Source organism: Pseudomonadota bacterium, assembly GCA_022572885.1.
In the GTDB taxonomy this organism is placed as follows: Bacteria; Pseudomonadota; Gammaproteobacteria; order Steroidobacterales; family MnTg04; genus MnTg04.
On sequence record JACZVC010000002.1, the window covers coordinates 65,506 to 79,864 of the forward strand.

General features: G+C 57.1%; 13 protein-coding genes. 10 read left to right on the forward strand and 3 right to left on the reverse strand.

Going from position 1 to position 14,359, the window contains the following annotated elements:
- The first annotated feature begins 69 nt into the window (after positions 1-69).
- The 8 genes from mutL to IIA05_01185 all read left to right on the forward strand — a co-directional run bounded on the left by mutL (position 70) and on the right by IIA05_01185 (position 8,083).
- Positions 70-1,824 carry a DNA mismatch repair endonuclease MutL gene (mutL, locus tag IIA05_01150; protein MCH9025706.1) on the forward strand — a complete coding sequence of 585 codons (1,755 nt, stop codon included), beginning with the start codon at positions 70-72 and terminating at the stop codon, positions 1,822-1,824.
- The gene (miaA, locus tag IIA05_01155) at positions 1,821-2,771 is read left to right on the forward strand and encodes a tRNA (adenosine(37)-N6)-dimethylallyltransferase MiaA (protein ID MCH9025707.1); all 951 of its coding nucleotides are present in this window, start codon (positions 1,821-1,823) and stop codon (positions 2,769-2,771) included. The genes mutL and miaA overlap by 4 nt, the downstream gene beginning before the upstream one ends.
- 119 nt (positions 2,772-2,890) lie before the next feature.
- On the forward strand, positions 2,891-3,181 hold the full coding sequence (gene hfq, locus IIA05_01160; protein ID MCH9025708.1) for an RNA chaperone Hfq: 291 nt from the start codon (positions 2,891-2,893) through the stop codon (positions 3,179-3,181).
- Positions 3,182-3,199: 18 nt separating this feature from the next.
- Positions 3,200-4,534 carry a GTPase HflX gene (hflX, locus tag IIA05_01165; protein ID MCH9025709.1) on the forward strand — a complete coding sequence of 445 codons (1,335 nt, stop codon included), beginning with the start codon at positions 3,200-3,202 and terminating at the stop codon, positions 4,532-4,534.
- A 22-nt stretch (positions 4,535-4,556) separates the two neighbouring features.
- Positions 4,557-5,678, forward strand: a complete 1,122-nt coding sequence (gene hflK / locus IIA05_01170) for an FtsH protease activity modulator HflK (GenBank protein MCH9025710.1) — start codon at positions 4,557-4,559, stop codon at positions 5,676-5,678.
- Complete coding sequence (gene hflC / locus IIA05_01175; protein MCH9025711.1) at positions 5,675-6,544, forward strand: protease modulator HflC; 870 nt, start codon at positions 5,675-5,677, stop codon at positions 6,542-6,544. Before hflK ends, hflC begins: the two co-directional genes overlap by 4 nt.
- A 27-nt stretch (positions 6,545-6,571) precedes the next feature.
- Positions 6,572-6,760, forward strand: coding sequence for a DUF2065 domain-containing protein (locus IIA05_01180; GenBank protein MCH9025712.1), 189 nt, complete (start codon positions 6,572-6,574; stop codon positions 6,758-6,760).
- 30 nt (positions 6,761-6,790) lie between these two features.
- Positions 6,791-8,083 (forward strand): adenylosuccinate synthase, encoded by a 1,293-nt coding sequence (locus tag IIA05_01185; protein ID MCH9025713.1) that lies wholly within the window; start codon positions 6,791-6,793, stop codon positions 8,081-8,083.
- Here the strand turns inward: IIA05_01185 and IIA05_01190 are convergent.
- From IIA05_01190 to IIA05_01200, 3 genes are all read right to left on the reverse strand, one after another.
- Entirely contained in the window at positions 8,058-9,158 is a 1,101-nt protein-coding gene (locus IIA05_01190) for an AI-2E family transporter (GenBank protein ID MCH9025714.1), read from the reverse strand. The two genes, IIA05_01185 and IIA05_01190, sit on opposite strands and share 26 nt — an antisense overlap.
- A gap of 107 nt (positions 9,159-9,265) precedes the next feature.
- A complete protein-coding gene (locus IIA05_01195) occupies positions 9,266-10,390 on the reverse strand; it encodes a trypsin-like peptidase domain-containing protein (GenBank protein MCH9025715.1) in 1,125 nt (374 codons plus the stop codon).
- A 52-nt stretch (positions 10,391-10,442) separates the two neighbouring features.
- Positions 10,443-11,936 (reverse strand): M48 family metalloprotease, encoded by a 1,494-nt coding sequence (locus tag IIA05_01200; GenBank protein ID MCH9025716.1) that lies wholly within the window; start codon positions 11,934-11,936, stop codon positions 10,443-10,445.
- 356 nt (positions 11,937-12,292) lie between these two features.
- Between IIA05_01200 and IIA05_01205 the strand changes: the two genes are divergently transcribed.
- Together IIA05_01205 and IIA05_01210 are read left to right on the forward strand one after the other, a co-directional pair.
- Positions 12,293-12,598: a hypothetical protein gene (locus IIA05_01205; protein ID MCH9025717.1), complete on the forward strand. Its 306-nt coding sequence runs from the start codon at positions 12,293-12,295 to the stop codon at positions 12,596-12,598.
- 120 nt (positions 12,599-12,718) lie between these two features.
- Entirely contained in the window at positions 12,719-14,359 is a 1,641-nt protein-coding gene (locus IIA05_01210; GenBank protein MCH9025718.1) for a hypothetical protein, read from the forward strand.

The following is a 14,359-nucleotide window of genomic DNA, read 5'->3' on the forward strand; positions in this document are numbered from 1 at the left end:
TTATCGTCATATAATCCTTTTCAGACGCGCCAGCCGGATTGGCAGCGTGTTTTTTTCAAAGGATGCCCGATGACGATCAAAGAACTGCCCGCACAGTTGATCAACCAGATTGCTGCCGGCGAAGTCATCGAAAGGCCTGCGTCGGTAGTCAAGGAGTTGCTGGAAAACAGCCTGGACGCCGGTGCAGCCCATATAGAAATCGATATCGAAAAAGGCGGCGCCGGCCTGATCCGCGTACGCGACGACGGCAGCGGTATTCCAGCGGAAGAATTGGCAATGGCGTTGGCGCGCCACACCACCAGCAAGATAGAAACGCTGGACGATCTCGAACACATCGCAAGCCTGGGTTTTCGTGGTGAAGCCCTGCCCAGCATCGCGTCGGTCAGCCGGCTGCGATTGTCATCCAGGACAGGGGATTCCGATCGTGGCTGGCAATGTGAAGTACGCGACGGAAAAACATGTGCGCCGGCACCCCTGGCGCACAAACCGGGAACGACGGTTGAGGTGCGCGATCTTTTTTACAATACGCCCGCGCGCCGAAAGTTTTTACGCGCCGAACGGACCGAGTGGCAGCACATCGACCAACTGGTCCGGCGCGTCGCGTTGAGTCGGTTTTCGACGGGGTTTCAGATTCGCCACAATCGGCGAGATATCGCGCATTGGCCCGCGGCTGCCGGCGAGCAGGACCAACGCGGTCGGCTGGCGGCGATCTGCGGAGAAGGATTCGCGGCCAATATGCTGGAGATCGAGCACCAGTCCTCCGGTCTGTATTTGCGAGGCTGGGTAGCCCAGCCGACTTTTTCGCGCAGCCAGGCCGACCGGCAATACTTCTATGTCAACGGACGCATGATCCGTGACAAACTGGTCGCGCATGCCGTGCGCCAGGGATTTCAGGACGTCCTTTTCCATGGCCGCTATCCGGCCTTCGTGCTCTACCTGGAAATGGATCCGGCCGAGGTGGATGTCAATGCGCACCCGAGCAAGCACGAAGTGCGTTTCCGCGATAGCCGGCTGGTACACGACTTTGTTTTCCACAGCCTGCACAAACTGCTTTCCGGAACACGACCCGGTGGCGTCAGCGTACACGGGTCGGCGCCAAAACCGGCCGCCGTCGGTAGTGCTGGCGGTCGTGGCGCGCTCAGACAGGGCGGGCTGTCGTTGGGGACGGCGGATGCGGCCGCGGCGTACCAGGCCTTGTATGTTGCACCGGCGATCGACGATCCGGATCAAGACTTGGCAGATGCGCCGTTGGGATTCGCGCTTGCACAGTTGCGGGGCGTTTATATCCTGGCCGAAAACCGCGAGGGACTGGTGCTGGTCGATATGCATGCGGCCCACGAGCGGATCACTTATGAGCGTCTCAAAAATTCGCTGGCGGACGGATCCTTGCAAGCTCAGCCACTGCTGGTGCCACAGAGAATTCGGGTAGCGGACGATGAAGTGGAACTGGCGATCCGTCATCGCGAGTTGTTCCAGGGTCTTGGGCTGGAAATCGATCGTGGTGGCCCGCAAAGCCTCGTATTGCGTCAAATACCGGTCATTTTGCAAGATGTCGATGCCGAAAAGCTGATCCGCGACGTGCTTGCCGATCTCCGCGAACACGGTCAAAGTCAGCGCATAGAGAATCTGCAAAACGAACTGCTGGCGACGATGGCCTGCCATCACTCGATCAGGGCCAACCGGCGACTGAGCATTCCGGAGATGAACGCGCTGCTGCGCGAAATGGAACAGACCGAACGCAGCGATCAATGCAATCACGGGCGGCCTACCTGGACCAGCATCAGCATGGCCGAGCTGGATCGGTTGTTCCTGCGTGGCCAATGAGCCGGCCCGCGCAACGTTCCCCGGCATTGATGCTGATGGGGCCGACGGCCACCGGCAAGACCGCGGCCGTCATCGAACTGGCGAAACAGCTGCCTTTGGAAATTATCAGCGTGGATTCGGCGATGGTTTATCGTGGGCTGGATATCGGTACGGCCAAGCCGCCGCTCGCCGAAAGGGCCGGCGTGACGCACCACCTGATCGATATCCGCGACCCAGCGGAGATTTACTCGGCCGGTGAGTTCAGGCGCGATGCGCTTGGGCTGATGGACGAAATCGGCAACCGTGGTCGGCTGCCGGTACTGGTGGGCGGGACCATGCTGTATTTCAATGTGCTGTTACATGGTCTGGCTGATTTGCCGGGGGCTGACGCGGAGATTCGAAGGTCATTGGACGCTGAGGCTGAAAGGGTTGGTTGGCCAGAAATGCATCGCCGCCTGGTTGGCATAGACCCGGACGCAGCGGCAAAAATTCGTGAAAACGATGCCCAGAGAATTCAGCGCGCGCTCGAAGTTTTTAGAATCAGCGGCCGAACCATCAGTTCGTTCCATCGTCAAACGGCGGAAGAGCCCGTTGCAAATTTTCTGAAAATCGCTTTGTGGCCTGAGGATCGTGAGCGTTTGGCGAGAAAAATTGGCGAGCGTTTCGACCAGATGATGGCGCAGGGTTTGCTGGGTGAAGTCGAATCTTTGTATCAGCGCGATGAGTTGCATGCCGATCTGCCGGCAATGCGCTGTGTGGGTTATCGCCAGCTCTGGCAACACCTTGCCGGTGAGACTGAACTGCAACAGGCGGTCGAGAATGCGAAAGTGGCTACCCGGCGGCTGGCCAAACGGCAGTTGACCTGGCTGCGCGCAGATCAGGATGTGAAAAGGGTCTCGGCCCTTGAAGGATCACGGTTGGCCCCCATAAACAGGCTGTTGGAGCGCTGGCTGAAAAATCAGCGGTAAGCCGCTGCCACTGTGCTAAAATTTGTGTAGGCGTCCGGATATTCACCCGCTTTGCGACTGGCGGTCGGGCGCACAAGGGAAGAAAAACATTAAACCCTTGAATAATAAGGAGAAAAATAATGGCCAAGGGGCAATCATTACAAGATCCTTTCTTGAACGCCCTGCGTAAGGAAAGGGTGCCAGTGTCCATTTACCTGGTAAACGGTATCAAACTACAAGGTCAGATTGATTCTTTCGACCAGTTTGTTGTGCTGCTGCGCAACAGCGTGAATCAGATGGTTTATAAACACGCGATTTCGACCGTGGTGCCGGCTCGCAACGTCAAGCTACCGATGAGCGACGAGCATGCGGCCAGCGGCGGCGATCGCGCGGCTGACAGTGACACAAGGGAGGCCGGCCCGTCAGAATGAGCAGTATGCAGAAATACTTTGATTGACCGTCCACGATCGGGTGAAAAAGCCTGTCTGATTTACGTAGGCCTCGGTAAATCGCTTACCGACCACGATATCGATGAATTCAGGGCGCTGGCCGAATCCGCCGGCGCGATCGTCGTCGATGAACTCAAGATCAACAAGGTCTCACCGGCTTCCCGATACCTGCTCGGTTCAGGGAAGGTGGAGGAAATCCTTAACGCAGTCAAAGCCACCGGCGCCGAACTCGTTTTGTTTGGGGTAGCCCTCAGACCATCGCAGGAAAGAAACCTGGAAAAAGCGATCGAATGCCGCGTGCTGGATCGTACCGGCCTGATTCTGGATATTTTTGCCAGCCGCGCGCGCAGTTCGGAAGGTAAACTGCAAGTTGAACTGGCGCAGCTCCGGCATTTGTCGACCCGCCTGGTTCGCGGCTGGACTCATCTGGAAAGGCAAAAAGGCGGTATCGGCCTGCGCGGACCCGGCGAAACCCAGCTGGAGACGGATCGACGTTTGCTGGCTGTCCGGATAAAGCAATTGCGCAGACGCCTCGAAAAAGTCCGTAACAGACGCGCAATGAGCAGGCGCAACCGCAAGCGATCGGGAGTGCCGACCGTTGCATTGGTTGGCTATACCAATGCCGGCAAATCAACGCTCTTCAACGCGCTGACCGCGGAGGCCGTTTACACCGCGGATCAATTGTTTGCGACCCTCGATCCGACGATGCGTCGCTATCGACTCGGCCGCTCGGGAGATATCGTGCTGGCGGATACGGTCGGTTTCGTGGGTGATCTGCCGCACGAACTGGTCGCCGCTTTCCGCTCTACGTTGCTGGAAACGCGCGAGGCTGATTTGCTTTTGCATATCATCGATGCGGCGGACCCGTGGCGCGATGAGAAAGAGCGGGCTGTCAACGAGGTACTGGAGGAGATCGGCGCTGGTCGAGTGCCGCAAATCAGGGTTTTTAACAAGATTGACCTGTCGGGGCAGCCGGCGAGGCTGGACAGCTCCGGCGAAGGCGATAAGGCCAGGGTGTGGCTGTCATCGGTCAGCGGTGAAGGATTGGATTTGCTGGCAAAGTCCCTGCAGCTTCATTTTAGGAGTAGGCTCGTACACGGCGTGCTCGAGTTGGCCGCGGACCAGGCCGGCGTGCGGGCCCGCCTCTACGAGCTGCAGGGCGTGGTGGCGGAATGCAGTCTTGACGATGGTGGTTGCAGGCTGGAAATCAGGTTGCCGAGGATCGAATTGGAACGATTGTGCAAGCAACAGGAGCTCGATCCGGGTTGCCTGGAGATTTTTTCTTGTGAACCGAACGAAGGCTTTCTACAATTGCGCGCCGGTAACGTGCGCTAACAGAATTCAGGAGTGATGTGGTATGGCTTGGAATGACTCTGGAAATGGCAAGAGTCCATGGAACCAGGGCCCCGATCAGGGTCCGCCGGATCTGGACGAAGTTGTAAAAAAGATGCAGGAACGCCTGGGCAGTTTGTTCGGCGGCGGTGGCGGTGGCGATGGCAGTGGCAATAAACCCGGTGGCTTCAGCCTTGGCTTTATTGCGGCGCTGATACTGGGCGCCTTGTTGGCGACTGGATTTTACAAGATCAATGCGCCGGAGCAGGGCGTCGTCATGCGTTTTGGCCAGTATCTGACCACGACCCTGCCAGGATTGCACTGGCGGATTCCACTGATCGATGAAGTCGTCAAAGTCAACATCGCCAGTACCGAGGAGTACGATCACCAGACCCAGATGCTGACCGCCGATGAGAATATCGTTTCCATCGAATTGTCGGTACAGTATCGGCGCAGCGATGCCAAGGCCTGGGCCTTCAATGTCAGAGATCCAGCTCTGTCTCTTTCCGAAGTCAGCCAGAGCGCGATTCGCGAAGTGGTGGGCACCAGCAGCGCGCAAATGGTCATGGGTTTCGGCCGGGCCGAGATTGTGGACAGAACCAAGGCGCTGTTGCAAAAAACGCTGGATCAGTATGGCACCGGTATCCAAATCATGGTCGTCAACCTGGTGAACGCGACCCCGCCGGCCCAGGTCCAGGCAGCGGTGGATGACGCGACCCGGGCGCGCGAAGACCATGAACGTATGATTCTCGAAGCGGAATCCTACGAAAACGATATCCTGCCCAGGGCCCGCGGCGAAGCGGTCAGGCAGATTCAGGATGCCGAAGGACACAAGGCCCGCGTGGTGGCGGATGCCGAAGGCGAAACCAGCCGTTTCCTGGCCCTGCTGGGCGAGTATCGCCGGGCGCCGGAGGTGACCAGGAAACGACTTTACCTGGAAACGATCCAGGAAGTTTACGGCTCGGTCAGCAAGGTATTTATCGACGCGGCCGGCAGCGGGAGCCTGCTTTACCTGCCGGTGGACAAACTCATAGAGCAGCGCCGTCAGGGAGTGAGCGGCTCGATCGGTTTCGGTCCTGCGGCAGAAAGCAGCGGTCAGCCTTCGCAACGGGATGCCGAACGGACCAGCGGGAGGACACGGCGATGAATTTTAAAGGAATTGGCAGCGTCATCGCGTTGCTGGTCGCTGCGATGGTTGCCAGCATGTCTTTCTTTACGGTCTCGGAAACCAAACTGGCGCTGAAGCTCCGCTTCGGTGAAATCATCAAAGCCGACTATGATCCGGGCCTGCATTTCAAGTGGCCGATCGACAACGTCTTAAAGTTCGAAAAGCGCCTGATGACGGTCGACACACGGCCGACGCGGTTTTTGACCGGCGGCACGAAGTACGTGCTAATCGATTTTTTTGTCAAATGGCGCATCATCGATGTCGATCTTTTCTATCGAGCTACCGGAGGCAGCGAGCCGGTTGCGGTCACGCGCCTGCTTTCGATCGTTACCGACGGCCTGCGCAAGGCGGTTGCGGAGAGAAGCATCAAGCAACTGGTTTCCGCCGAGCGCTCTGATTTCATGGAGGGCATGCTGATCTCCACCACGGAAATTGCGTCGGAACTGGGTATCGATTTGATCGATGTGCGGGTCAAGCGTATCGATCTGCCCGATGAAGTCAGCGGCTCGGTGTTCGAGCGCATGCGGCAAGAGAGAGTCCGTATCGCCAAGCAACTCAGGGCCGAAGGCGCGGAGCGTTCCGAGGAAATCAAATCGAATGCCGATCGCGAAAGAACCATTCTGCTGGCCGCGGCTTACAAACAGTCGGAAATCACCCGTGGTGAGGGAGACGCCGAGGCCGCTGCGATTTATGCCGATGCCTACAGTCAGGATGCGGAGTTTTATTCTTTCCACCGCAGTCTGCAGGCGTATCGCTCCGCTTTCAGAGGACACGGCGACCTGCTGGTCCTGGACCCGGATAGCGAGTTTTTCAATTATCTGAAATCATCCGACGGCAAAAAATAAGCCCTGGATTCATTCGGGAACTGACAGATGCAGTGGTCGGATTTGCTGACGGCGTTCGCGCTGGTCCTGGTGATCGAGGGCCTGCTGCCTTTTGCCAACCCACGATCGGCGCAACGGCTATACCAGCAGTTGTCGACGGCTCCGGTAGAGTTCTTAAGACGCATCGGCCTGATCAGTATCGTCCTGGGTTTGCTGATTCTCTACCTGGTGAGATAACAGGTGTGCCGTGATGCCATGGAAAAGCTAATGGGCAAAAATATCGTTGTCATTGGCACCCAGTGGGGCGACGAAGGCAAGGGGAAAATTGTCGATTTGCTGACCGAGCGCGCGGTGGCTGTGGTTCGTTTCCAGGGGGGTCACAATGCGGGCCATACGCTGGTCATCAACGGCGAAAAAACTGTTTTGCACCTCGTTCCGTCCGGTATTTTGCGCGACCAGGTGCAATGCCTGATAGGCAACGGTGTAGTGGTATCATTGCCCGCGTTGTTTGCCGAAATCGATGGCCTGACGGCGCGTGGCGTTCCGGTGATTGAACGGCTAAAAATAAGCCCGGCCTGCCCGTTGATTCTGGCGTCGCATATCAAGCTCGATCGGGCTCGCGAACAGGCGCGAGGGAAGCTGGCGATTGGCACGACCGGCCGCGGTATCGGCCCCGCTTACGAGGACAAGGTCGCTCGCCGGGCGATTCGCGTCGCTGACTTGCTTGACCAGCAAAAGCTGGCCGAAAAACTTGAGGCGTTGCTCGATTATCACAACTTTGTCCTGCAGCATTATCTGAAAAGCGAGACCGTCGACTACGCTCAGGTACTCGATGAATGCCTGTCTTTGGGAGACCGGACCAGGCCCATGATTGCCGATGTGACAGCCATTCTTGGAGACCTGCAGCAGCGCGGGGACAACATCATGTTCGAAGGCGCGCAAGGCGCGTTGCTGGACGTGGATATGGGGACCTATCCGTTCGTGACTTCATCGAACACGACGGCCGGGGGCGCGGCCACGGGAACCGGCATTGGCCCGCGTTACATTGGTTACGTGCTTGGGATCGTGAAGGCATACACGACGCGAGTGGGGGCCGGTCCATTCCCGACGGAGTTGTTCGATGCGACCGGTGAACACCTTGGCCGGGCCGGTGACGAGTTCGGCGCTACCACCGGACGCCCGCGACGCTGCGGCTGGTTCGATGCAGTTGCGTTGAGACGTTCGATACTGAACAACAGTGTATCCGGCCTGTGTGTTACCAAACTGGATGTGCTGGATGGTCTGGACAGCATACGTGTCTGCACAGGCTATGAGATCGACGGTCACGAAGTGACCGCCCCGCCCTGCAACGCAGAGAATCTCGAGCGCTGCAAGCCGGTATATAAGGTATTACCAGGCTGGCAGCAAAGCACGGCAGGCGTTACCGAGTATTCGGAACTACCCGAAAACGCCAGGAATTACCTGGAATTCATCCAGGAAACAGTGGCGGCGCCGGTGGACATCATATCTACCGGTCCCGAACGCGACCAGACCATCATTCTGCGCCACCCGTTTGATTAGTTTGCCCGGCCTCGTCGGCCTGCCCGTTCTCAGATGACTTTTGTTCGACGATTGCTCCCGGTTCAGGGCCTATCATGATCGCGATCCATTGAGTGCGTTCGCTGCTCGACAGGATAATCTGCGCGATCATCGTCAATGGCACCGACAACAACATACCGACCGGACCGAGCACCCAGCCCCAGAAGACCAATGACAGAAAAATGATCAGCGGCGATATGCCAAGCGTGCGGCCGAGCAGCCTGGGTTCCAGCACGCTGCCCAATAGGATGTTGACGGCGAGATAGCCTCCTGCGGTCAGCAGCGCGCTGCTGACTCCCAATTGCACGAGCGCCAGCAGCACAGCCGGCACCGCGGCGATAATCGAGCCGATGTTGGGGACGAAATTGAAAAAGAATGCGAGCAGACCCCATAGGAACGGATAATCCACGCCCAGTATGGACAACCAGATGACCACCAGGATTGCGGTCACCAGGCTGATCAGGCTCTTCAGACCCACATATCTGTTGATGCTGGCGCTGACGTCGGCAAATGTGCTCAGTACACCCTGCGGACCGGGGAACGCCGTATGTAATTTGGCGGCGAATCCGCCGGCCTCCAGCAGCATGAACGTTACCGTCAACAGGATCAAAAAGGCATTGGTCAGCATCGATCCCAGCCCTGCCAGCACGCCCGCCGCAAGACTCATGGCGCGGGCTGGATTCAGCAGTTCCTGAAGGTTGTCAGTCGAAACCTCCAGGCCCAGACGATCGATCAGGCTGATGAGACCTGTCGAAATCTCCGCCAGCCGTGCCTGGTACAAAGGCAGGTCACGCGAAAAATCACCGATCGACCGGCTAACGACGGCGCCCAGGCCGATGCCCACAACGACGATAACGGCGACCACGGCGAGCAATGCGAGCCAGTTCGGCAGGCCGCGGTCGCGCAGCCAGAACATCGGGGGGGCTGCGATGACGGCGAGGAAAAGCGACAACAGGAACGGAACCAGGATCGGGCTCGCCGCTTTCATCCCGGCCACGACCACGATGAATGCGGCGAGCGCGAGCATTTTATGGTGTTGAGATTCTGATTGACTCATGGCTGGCCCTTTGTTTATTGACGAGGTCTCGGCCTGTAGGGCAGACCGTTTCACTTTGCCATGCCAATCATACGCAGGCCATGCGGACGGGAAAAGCCGGCTGTGGATCAGGTATCCGTCTCTTTCCCAAGGGGCGGGGTGCTCTCGTCGTTTTGTTCCTGCGGGAGCTTGTTTCTGGCGCCGGTCAACGAGTCGAATGCGCTTCTCATGATCCAGGCCTGGGCGGCCGGAATGCTGCCCCATTGCCCTGGGTCGCGAGCCGTCGCGGCTTCCAACAGAACCCTTTCGAGAAAGCGGCTGGCGATTTTGCACCGGTCATTGAGCCGATAGAGAATTTGGTAACTCGCCCCTTCATAAATCCGGAAACAGGCTAGCGGGTCTCCCTCGTTGTAAACCACGGCACCGGACCTTATGGCGTTGTTAATTACTGAGTCAATTAATGACAAATCATCGCTGCTGCACAGAGCCTCCATACCCGGTCGCATTTCGTCCAGTTCTGTTTTCAGATCGGCAATTCGCTCGCGCACTTTTTTCAGGTTTCGTTCCGCAGGCCTGTTTTGGGCGGCCGCAACCATTGTTTGCAGGACATTTGCCGGAATTGCCAGGTGTACTGGCCGACCGGCACGCACAAACGAAGTCAGCATGCCAATCACTTCTCCATCCATGTTCAGAACTGGTCCGCCATTCATGCCCGGGATAAAATCATTGGAGATTTGCAGCAACTCGTTAGTACCGCGATGCCTGAACCGTGAAACAATTTTTCCCTGCGACAAAGTGACGTTGACGCCCTTGGGACTGCCAATCGCAATGATTTCTTCACCTATTTTTGCCGGCTGCGCCGCGCCGGTATACAGCGGTAGCGGAACGGGGGCGTCGCTGCGCAGCAGGGCGACTCCCCAGTTTGAATCGGTCAGCGCAACCAACTCGAGAGCCTCGGTCCGTTGGTCCGCCAGCAACATTTCAATGCGCACGGTCCCATCGAGAATGTTCAGATTGGTGGCGATCAGGCCGTCCTCGGATACGACGAATCCGCTGCCAATGTTGCGCAGTCCGTCATTGGCTCCGTAGGCAAGGAGAGTTACGACCGATGGTCTCGCGCTGTCGAGAATCTTCCACAATGCATCGTCGATCTCGCCGGTTTCCGGCTTTTGCGCCGATAATGGCGCAGCGAGAAAAAGCAGCGGTACAAGCCTCAACAGAAATGAAAATTCCTTTACAGAATGTCGGGTCATGCCAAATATCCTGGCTGCAGGCTTCTGTTCGACGACCTCTTGCGCTGTGAATTCATCTGACTACCTTGATTATTTTTCCGGCAACCGGTTCGCCATCCGGGTAGGCCCTGTTCAGCAGGCGCAGATGATCCTCGGCATGCGAGCCGATAACCGAATTTTCCGCCAGACTCGCAAAGCTTGATTTCCCATCAGCTCTGCGCAGCGATATGACCGGTAGCCTGGCCGCACGAAAATCCGCGTCGTTCATTCGGTCGAAACTGAAAATGGCTTTGATAAATTCCGGATCTGCAGAGATGTTGTGCCGATCGTTTTTGCCCGCTCCGGCGAATATGAATCCGACTCTTCTTTTTGGATCCGCAATAAATGCGTAGCGCACCGGCCGTTTACCGTATACCGACTCCGAATAATCTCCAATTGCGAGAAAAGACGGCAAACCATCGATCGTGATATTGCTCGAATCACGGATATTTCTGGCGCCCATGTTCTGACGAAGAATGGTTTTTGGCACGGCGCGTTTCGGAATTGGCAGTGCGCTGAAATACAGCGCAGCATTGCCGTCCGGCGATGTCGCGATGACCTGGTCGTCGCGAATACCAATCGCCCAGCCCTCAGGGAACGTGACTTTTATACCGAGTCTCAGGTCGTAAAACTTGTGGGCCCGGATCACACGATTTCTGCGGGATTCGCCGAATACCAGACCGTTGATCCGGCTGAGATAGGCTTCCGCGTTAACCACGGCATTCGGCCTGACCTGCAGTTTGTCAGCCGCCCCGACGACCTCCTGCAACCTGGTGTCATTGTCGGGGTGGGTAGCGAAAATTCCGTGGTACACCTGTGCTTTGCGCCCCTCCTGGCGTGCTCTTTCAACCTCGAACATCTCCTTTTGCTTCATCACGCGGAGCACATCAATGATGGATTCCGGGTCATAACCGGCTTTCGCCAGGTATTCCGCGCCCAATCCGTCAGCCTGCAGTTCGGCTTTCCGGCCAAAACCGCTCAACAAGGCGCCGCCGACGTAACTGGTCAGCACGCCCCCCGTTTGCAGCGGCGTAAGCATCCCGGCGACCGCAGAGAGCGCCTTGACAATCGATGATTTGCCGTGCTGCCTGACCGCGTGGCGTGCGGTGACATGGGCGATTTCATGGCCAACGATGGCGGCAAGTTCTGCCTCCGTATTCAGATAGGCCATGATTCCGCGGGTGATATAGATATACCCGCCAGGCGTGGCAAATGCGTTGACCTGGTCATCGTCAAGAACGGTAAAACGATACTGTATGTTTGGCCGGTGACTGACTGCGGCCAGTTTCTGGCCGATGTCGTTGACATAGTTTTGCAATCTCTGATCCTGGTAAATGCCGTACTGCCGGATGATCTGCGGGTGTAGTCGGGCGCCGAGCTGTAGCTCGTCTTCTTCAGACATCAGGACGAAATCGGAACCACCGGTCGGATTGGATGCGCAAGATGACAGTAACAGCCCCGCCATCGCTGCCAGCAACGCCAGGCAAGCAGGTTTTTGAAGGATTCCTGTTATCGGTTTTGTGTACATGATGACTGTCTTCCTTTTTTGGACCGTCGCGGATTCGATCAGTTACCCGCGCCGATGGCCTGACCTTGAAACTATACCGAGGTGGTCCGCTCATCAAGTGTGAGCCACTTTTGTTCCTGGCGCCGGTCAGATTGCAGGTGAGCCTGCGGTGCAATGGCGCATCACTTGCTTTCGAGGAGGCCGGTGGTGTAAAAAAGAGGCTGCCCCGGAGCGGTTAATCACTGATAAATGGCGCGTTGCAGCATAAGCGAGTCTGAACTTTTGCGTTGCTTGGCGGGTCATTTAATTATAGGAGAAATTGGCTCTGCCACTCATCAGCAGGAAAAGTCGATAGCGAGGTTAAGGTCGTGGAGAGAATGTTGAAATTGGTGTCGGCGGCGACTATTTGTGCTGGTGCGGTGCTTGTTGCCGGCTGTGCCAGCAGCACGGTCCCGTTTGAACCGACACTCAAACAGGAAGTCGCCGCGCAAACCCATGTTGAAACCGAGACCCGCGTAGTCACGGGTTCGCGCATCAAGCGCACGATCGACCCCGACAACCCGAATAAGGATAGCTTAACCAATATTACGATTTTGGGTTCAGAAGAACTGAAGAATCATGGATCGATTGAAAGTGCGCTCAGGCCTTTGATTAACATGCGGGGCAATCGGGGCGGGGGATAAATCCTGTTGTCCACCTGTCTGCGGCAGGGGCGGTAAACATGAAGTCATCCGAGCTGGTCAGACCCCGATGTTGTCGGGCTGTTGTGTCTGCCTGCATTCTGTGAGGCACTCGGCTGTCAAGTGATTTTTGCAACTACAAAAGAACTTTTTTCCTTCGCGGCATCGGCGATGGTGCTTACCGCCGGTTTCCTCGTTTTGCCAGCGTATGCCCATGCCCAGGACGAACCCAGCGCTGAGGCAGCGGCCACGACGATCGCAGACTCGACCGATCAGGCGAACCCGGAAGTAACGGCGGCTGACTCGCGGGTTGAGACGGCGCCGGCGCAAGATCAGGCATCACCGGGTTCAGACGATGATACAGACGACCGCGTTGTTTCAGCAAAGCCACAGCCGGGCGATCGGTCCACCGCGAGCTTGATCGAGGAATCGCGGAAAATGTCTGTCGGCGAACGCTATCCGGAGGCATTGGATTACGCGTTGTTCGCGGTTGCGCAGGAAGACCGTTCAGAAGACCCGTATAACCCGGCGTTGATCGAGCCGCTGATCAACCTGGCGGGCGCCCAGAAAAAATTGCAACTCGATCGGGAGGCGGCGCAATCCATCGAACGCGCCATAGACCTGATCGAGAGAGACGGCGGTATTTATGATGCCCGGCTGGTAGCGGCGATTAACGACGCGGGCCGCCTGCTGCAAAAAGGCGGCGAACATGAGCGGGCGATCGGGTTGTTTCTGCGTTCTCAGCATATCAGTCATCGAATAGACGGAGTTTTCAGCCCTGACCAGGTGCCGGCTCTTGAGCAAATGACGCGCAGTTATATAATTACGAAGAATCTGGACAAAGCGAATTCAGCGCAGAATTTTCGCTATATGGTGGATATTCATCGATTTGGACGAGTTTCGATCCTATTGGTGCCATCGATGGTCAAGCTGGCCAGGTTCAAGTCGAGTCTGAGGCTGTATGACGATGCCCGGAAGCTCTATGCCGAGGCGATACAGGTAACCGAAAAATCCCTCGGGGAAAAAGATCTTGCGCTGGTCGATTTGCTGCTGGGGCTGGCATCGGTAAGGCAGGATCACCACGAACTCCGCGAATTCCGGGAATACCGCAGGCAACAGGCCGAGCAACTCAGACGCGAGGCCAGCATTGGCCATTATGATGCTCCGCCGCAAACCGCCGTTTTGTCCTCTGATACGGCAAGGAGACGCCAGGCTCCGGCCAGGGTACAAGGGGCTAGCCCGGGGCAGGCGCTGGCGGCACTCACCCGTGCGGTACAGATTGTGGATCATCACCAGGAAAAAGTGCCGTTCGCCGATCGGGTCGCAATATATGTCAACCTGGGCGACACCTATATGGTGTTAAGGAAAAAAAGAAACGGGATTACAACTTATCAGCAGGCGATGAAACTTATGGATACGGAGGGCAAGGCGCAGGATCTGACAGAGCAATATTTTGGCCGCCCCAGGCGTCTCCAATACAAGAAGCCACGCCCCGTGGCCAGCGCTGTCGGAAGATACGCCGATTACGACGGCACCTTTGCCGAAGCGTCATTCGTGGTTCAGGCCGACGGATCCGTCGATGATATTGAAATGGTCGCGTCCAACGCACCTTTCCCCCTGCGCACCATGTTCAGAAAAGAAGTGCGCAGGTCCATCTACAGGCCACGATTTGTCGATGGCGAGCCGGTCGCCACCAAAGAGCATCTCAGGGAAGAGTTTTCCGGTACCGCGTTACCGGCCAATAAAACGCCGACCGGTAACTGA

Bases quoted from the DNA above. Each gene is read 5' to 3' on its own strand.
- mutL (MCH9025706.1), top strand. From the start codon at position 70: ATGACGATCAAAGAACTGCCCGCACAGTTGATCAACCAGATTGCTGCC.
- miaA (MCH9025707.1), top strand. From the start codon at position 1,821: ATGAGCCGGCCCGCGCAACGTTCCCCGGCATTGATGCTGATGGGGCCG.
- hfq (MCH9025708.1), top strand. From the start codon at position 2,891: ATGGCCAAGGGGCAATCATTACAAGATCCTTTCTTGAACGCCCTGCGT.
- hflK (MCH9025710.1), top strand. From the start codon at position 4,557: ATGGCTTGGAATGACTCTGGAAATGGCAAGAGTCCATGGAACCAGGGC.
- hflC (MCH9025711.1), top strand. From the start codon at position 5,675: ATGAATTTTAAAGGAATTGGCAGCGTCATCGCGTTGCTGGTCGCTGCG.
- IIA05_01180 (MCH9025712.1), top strand. From the start codon at position 6,572: ATGCAGTGGTCGGATTTGCTGACGGCGTTCGCGCTGGTCCTGGTGATC.
- IIA05_01185 (MCH9025713.1), top strand. From the start codon at position 6,791: ATGGGCAAAAATATCGTTGTCATTGGCACCCAGTGGGGCGACGAAGGC.
- IIA05_01190 (MCH9025714.1), bottom strand. From the start codon at position 9,158: ATGAGTCAATCAGAATCTCAACACCATAAAATGCTCGCGCTCGCCGCA.
- IIA05_01195 (MCH9025715.1), bottom strand. From the start codon at position 10,390: ATGACCCGACATTCTGTAAAGGAATTTTCATTTCTGTTGAGGCTTGTA.
- IIA05_01200 (MCH9025716.1), bottom strand. From the start codon at position 11,936: ATGTACACAAAACCGATAACAGGAATCCTTCAAAAACCTGCTTGCCTG.
- IIA05_01205 (MCH9025717.1), top strand. From the start codon at position 12,293: ATGTTGAAATTGGTGTCGGCGGCGACTATTTGTGCTGGTGCGGTGCTT.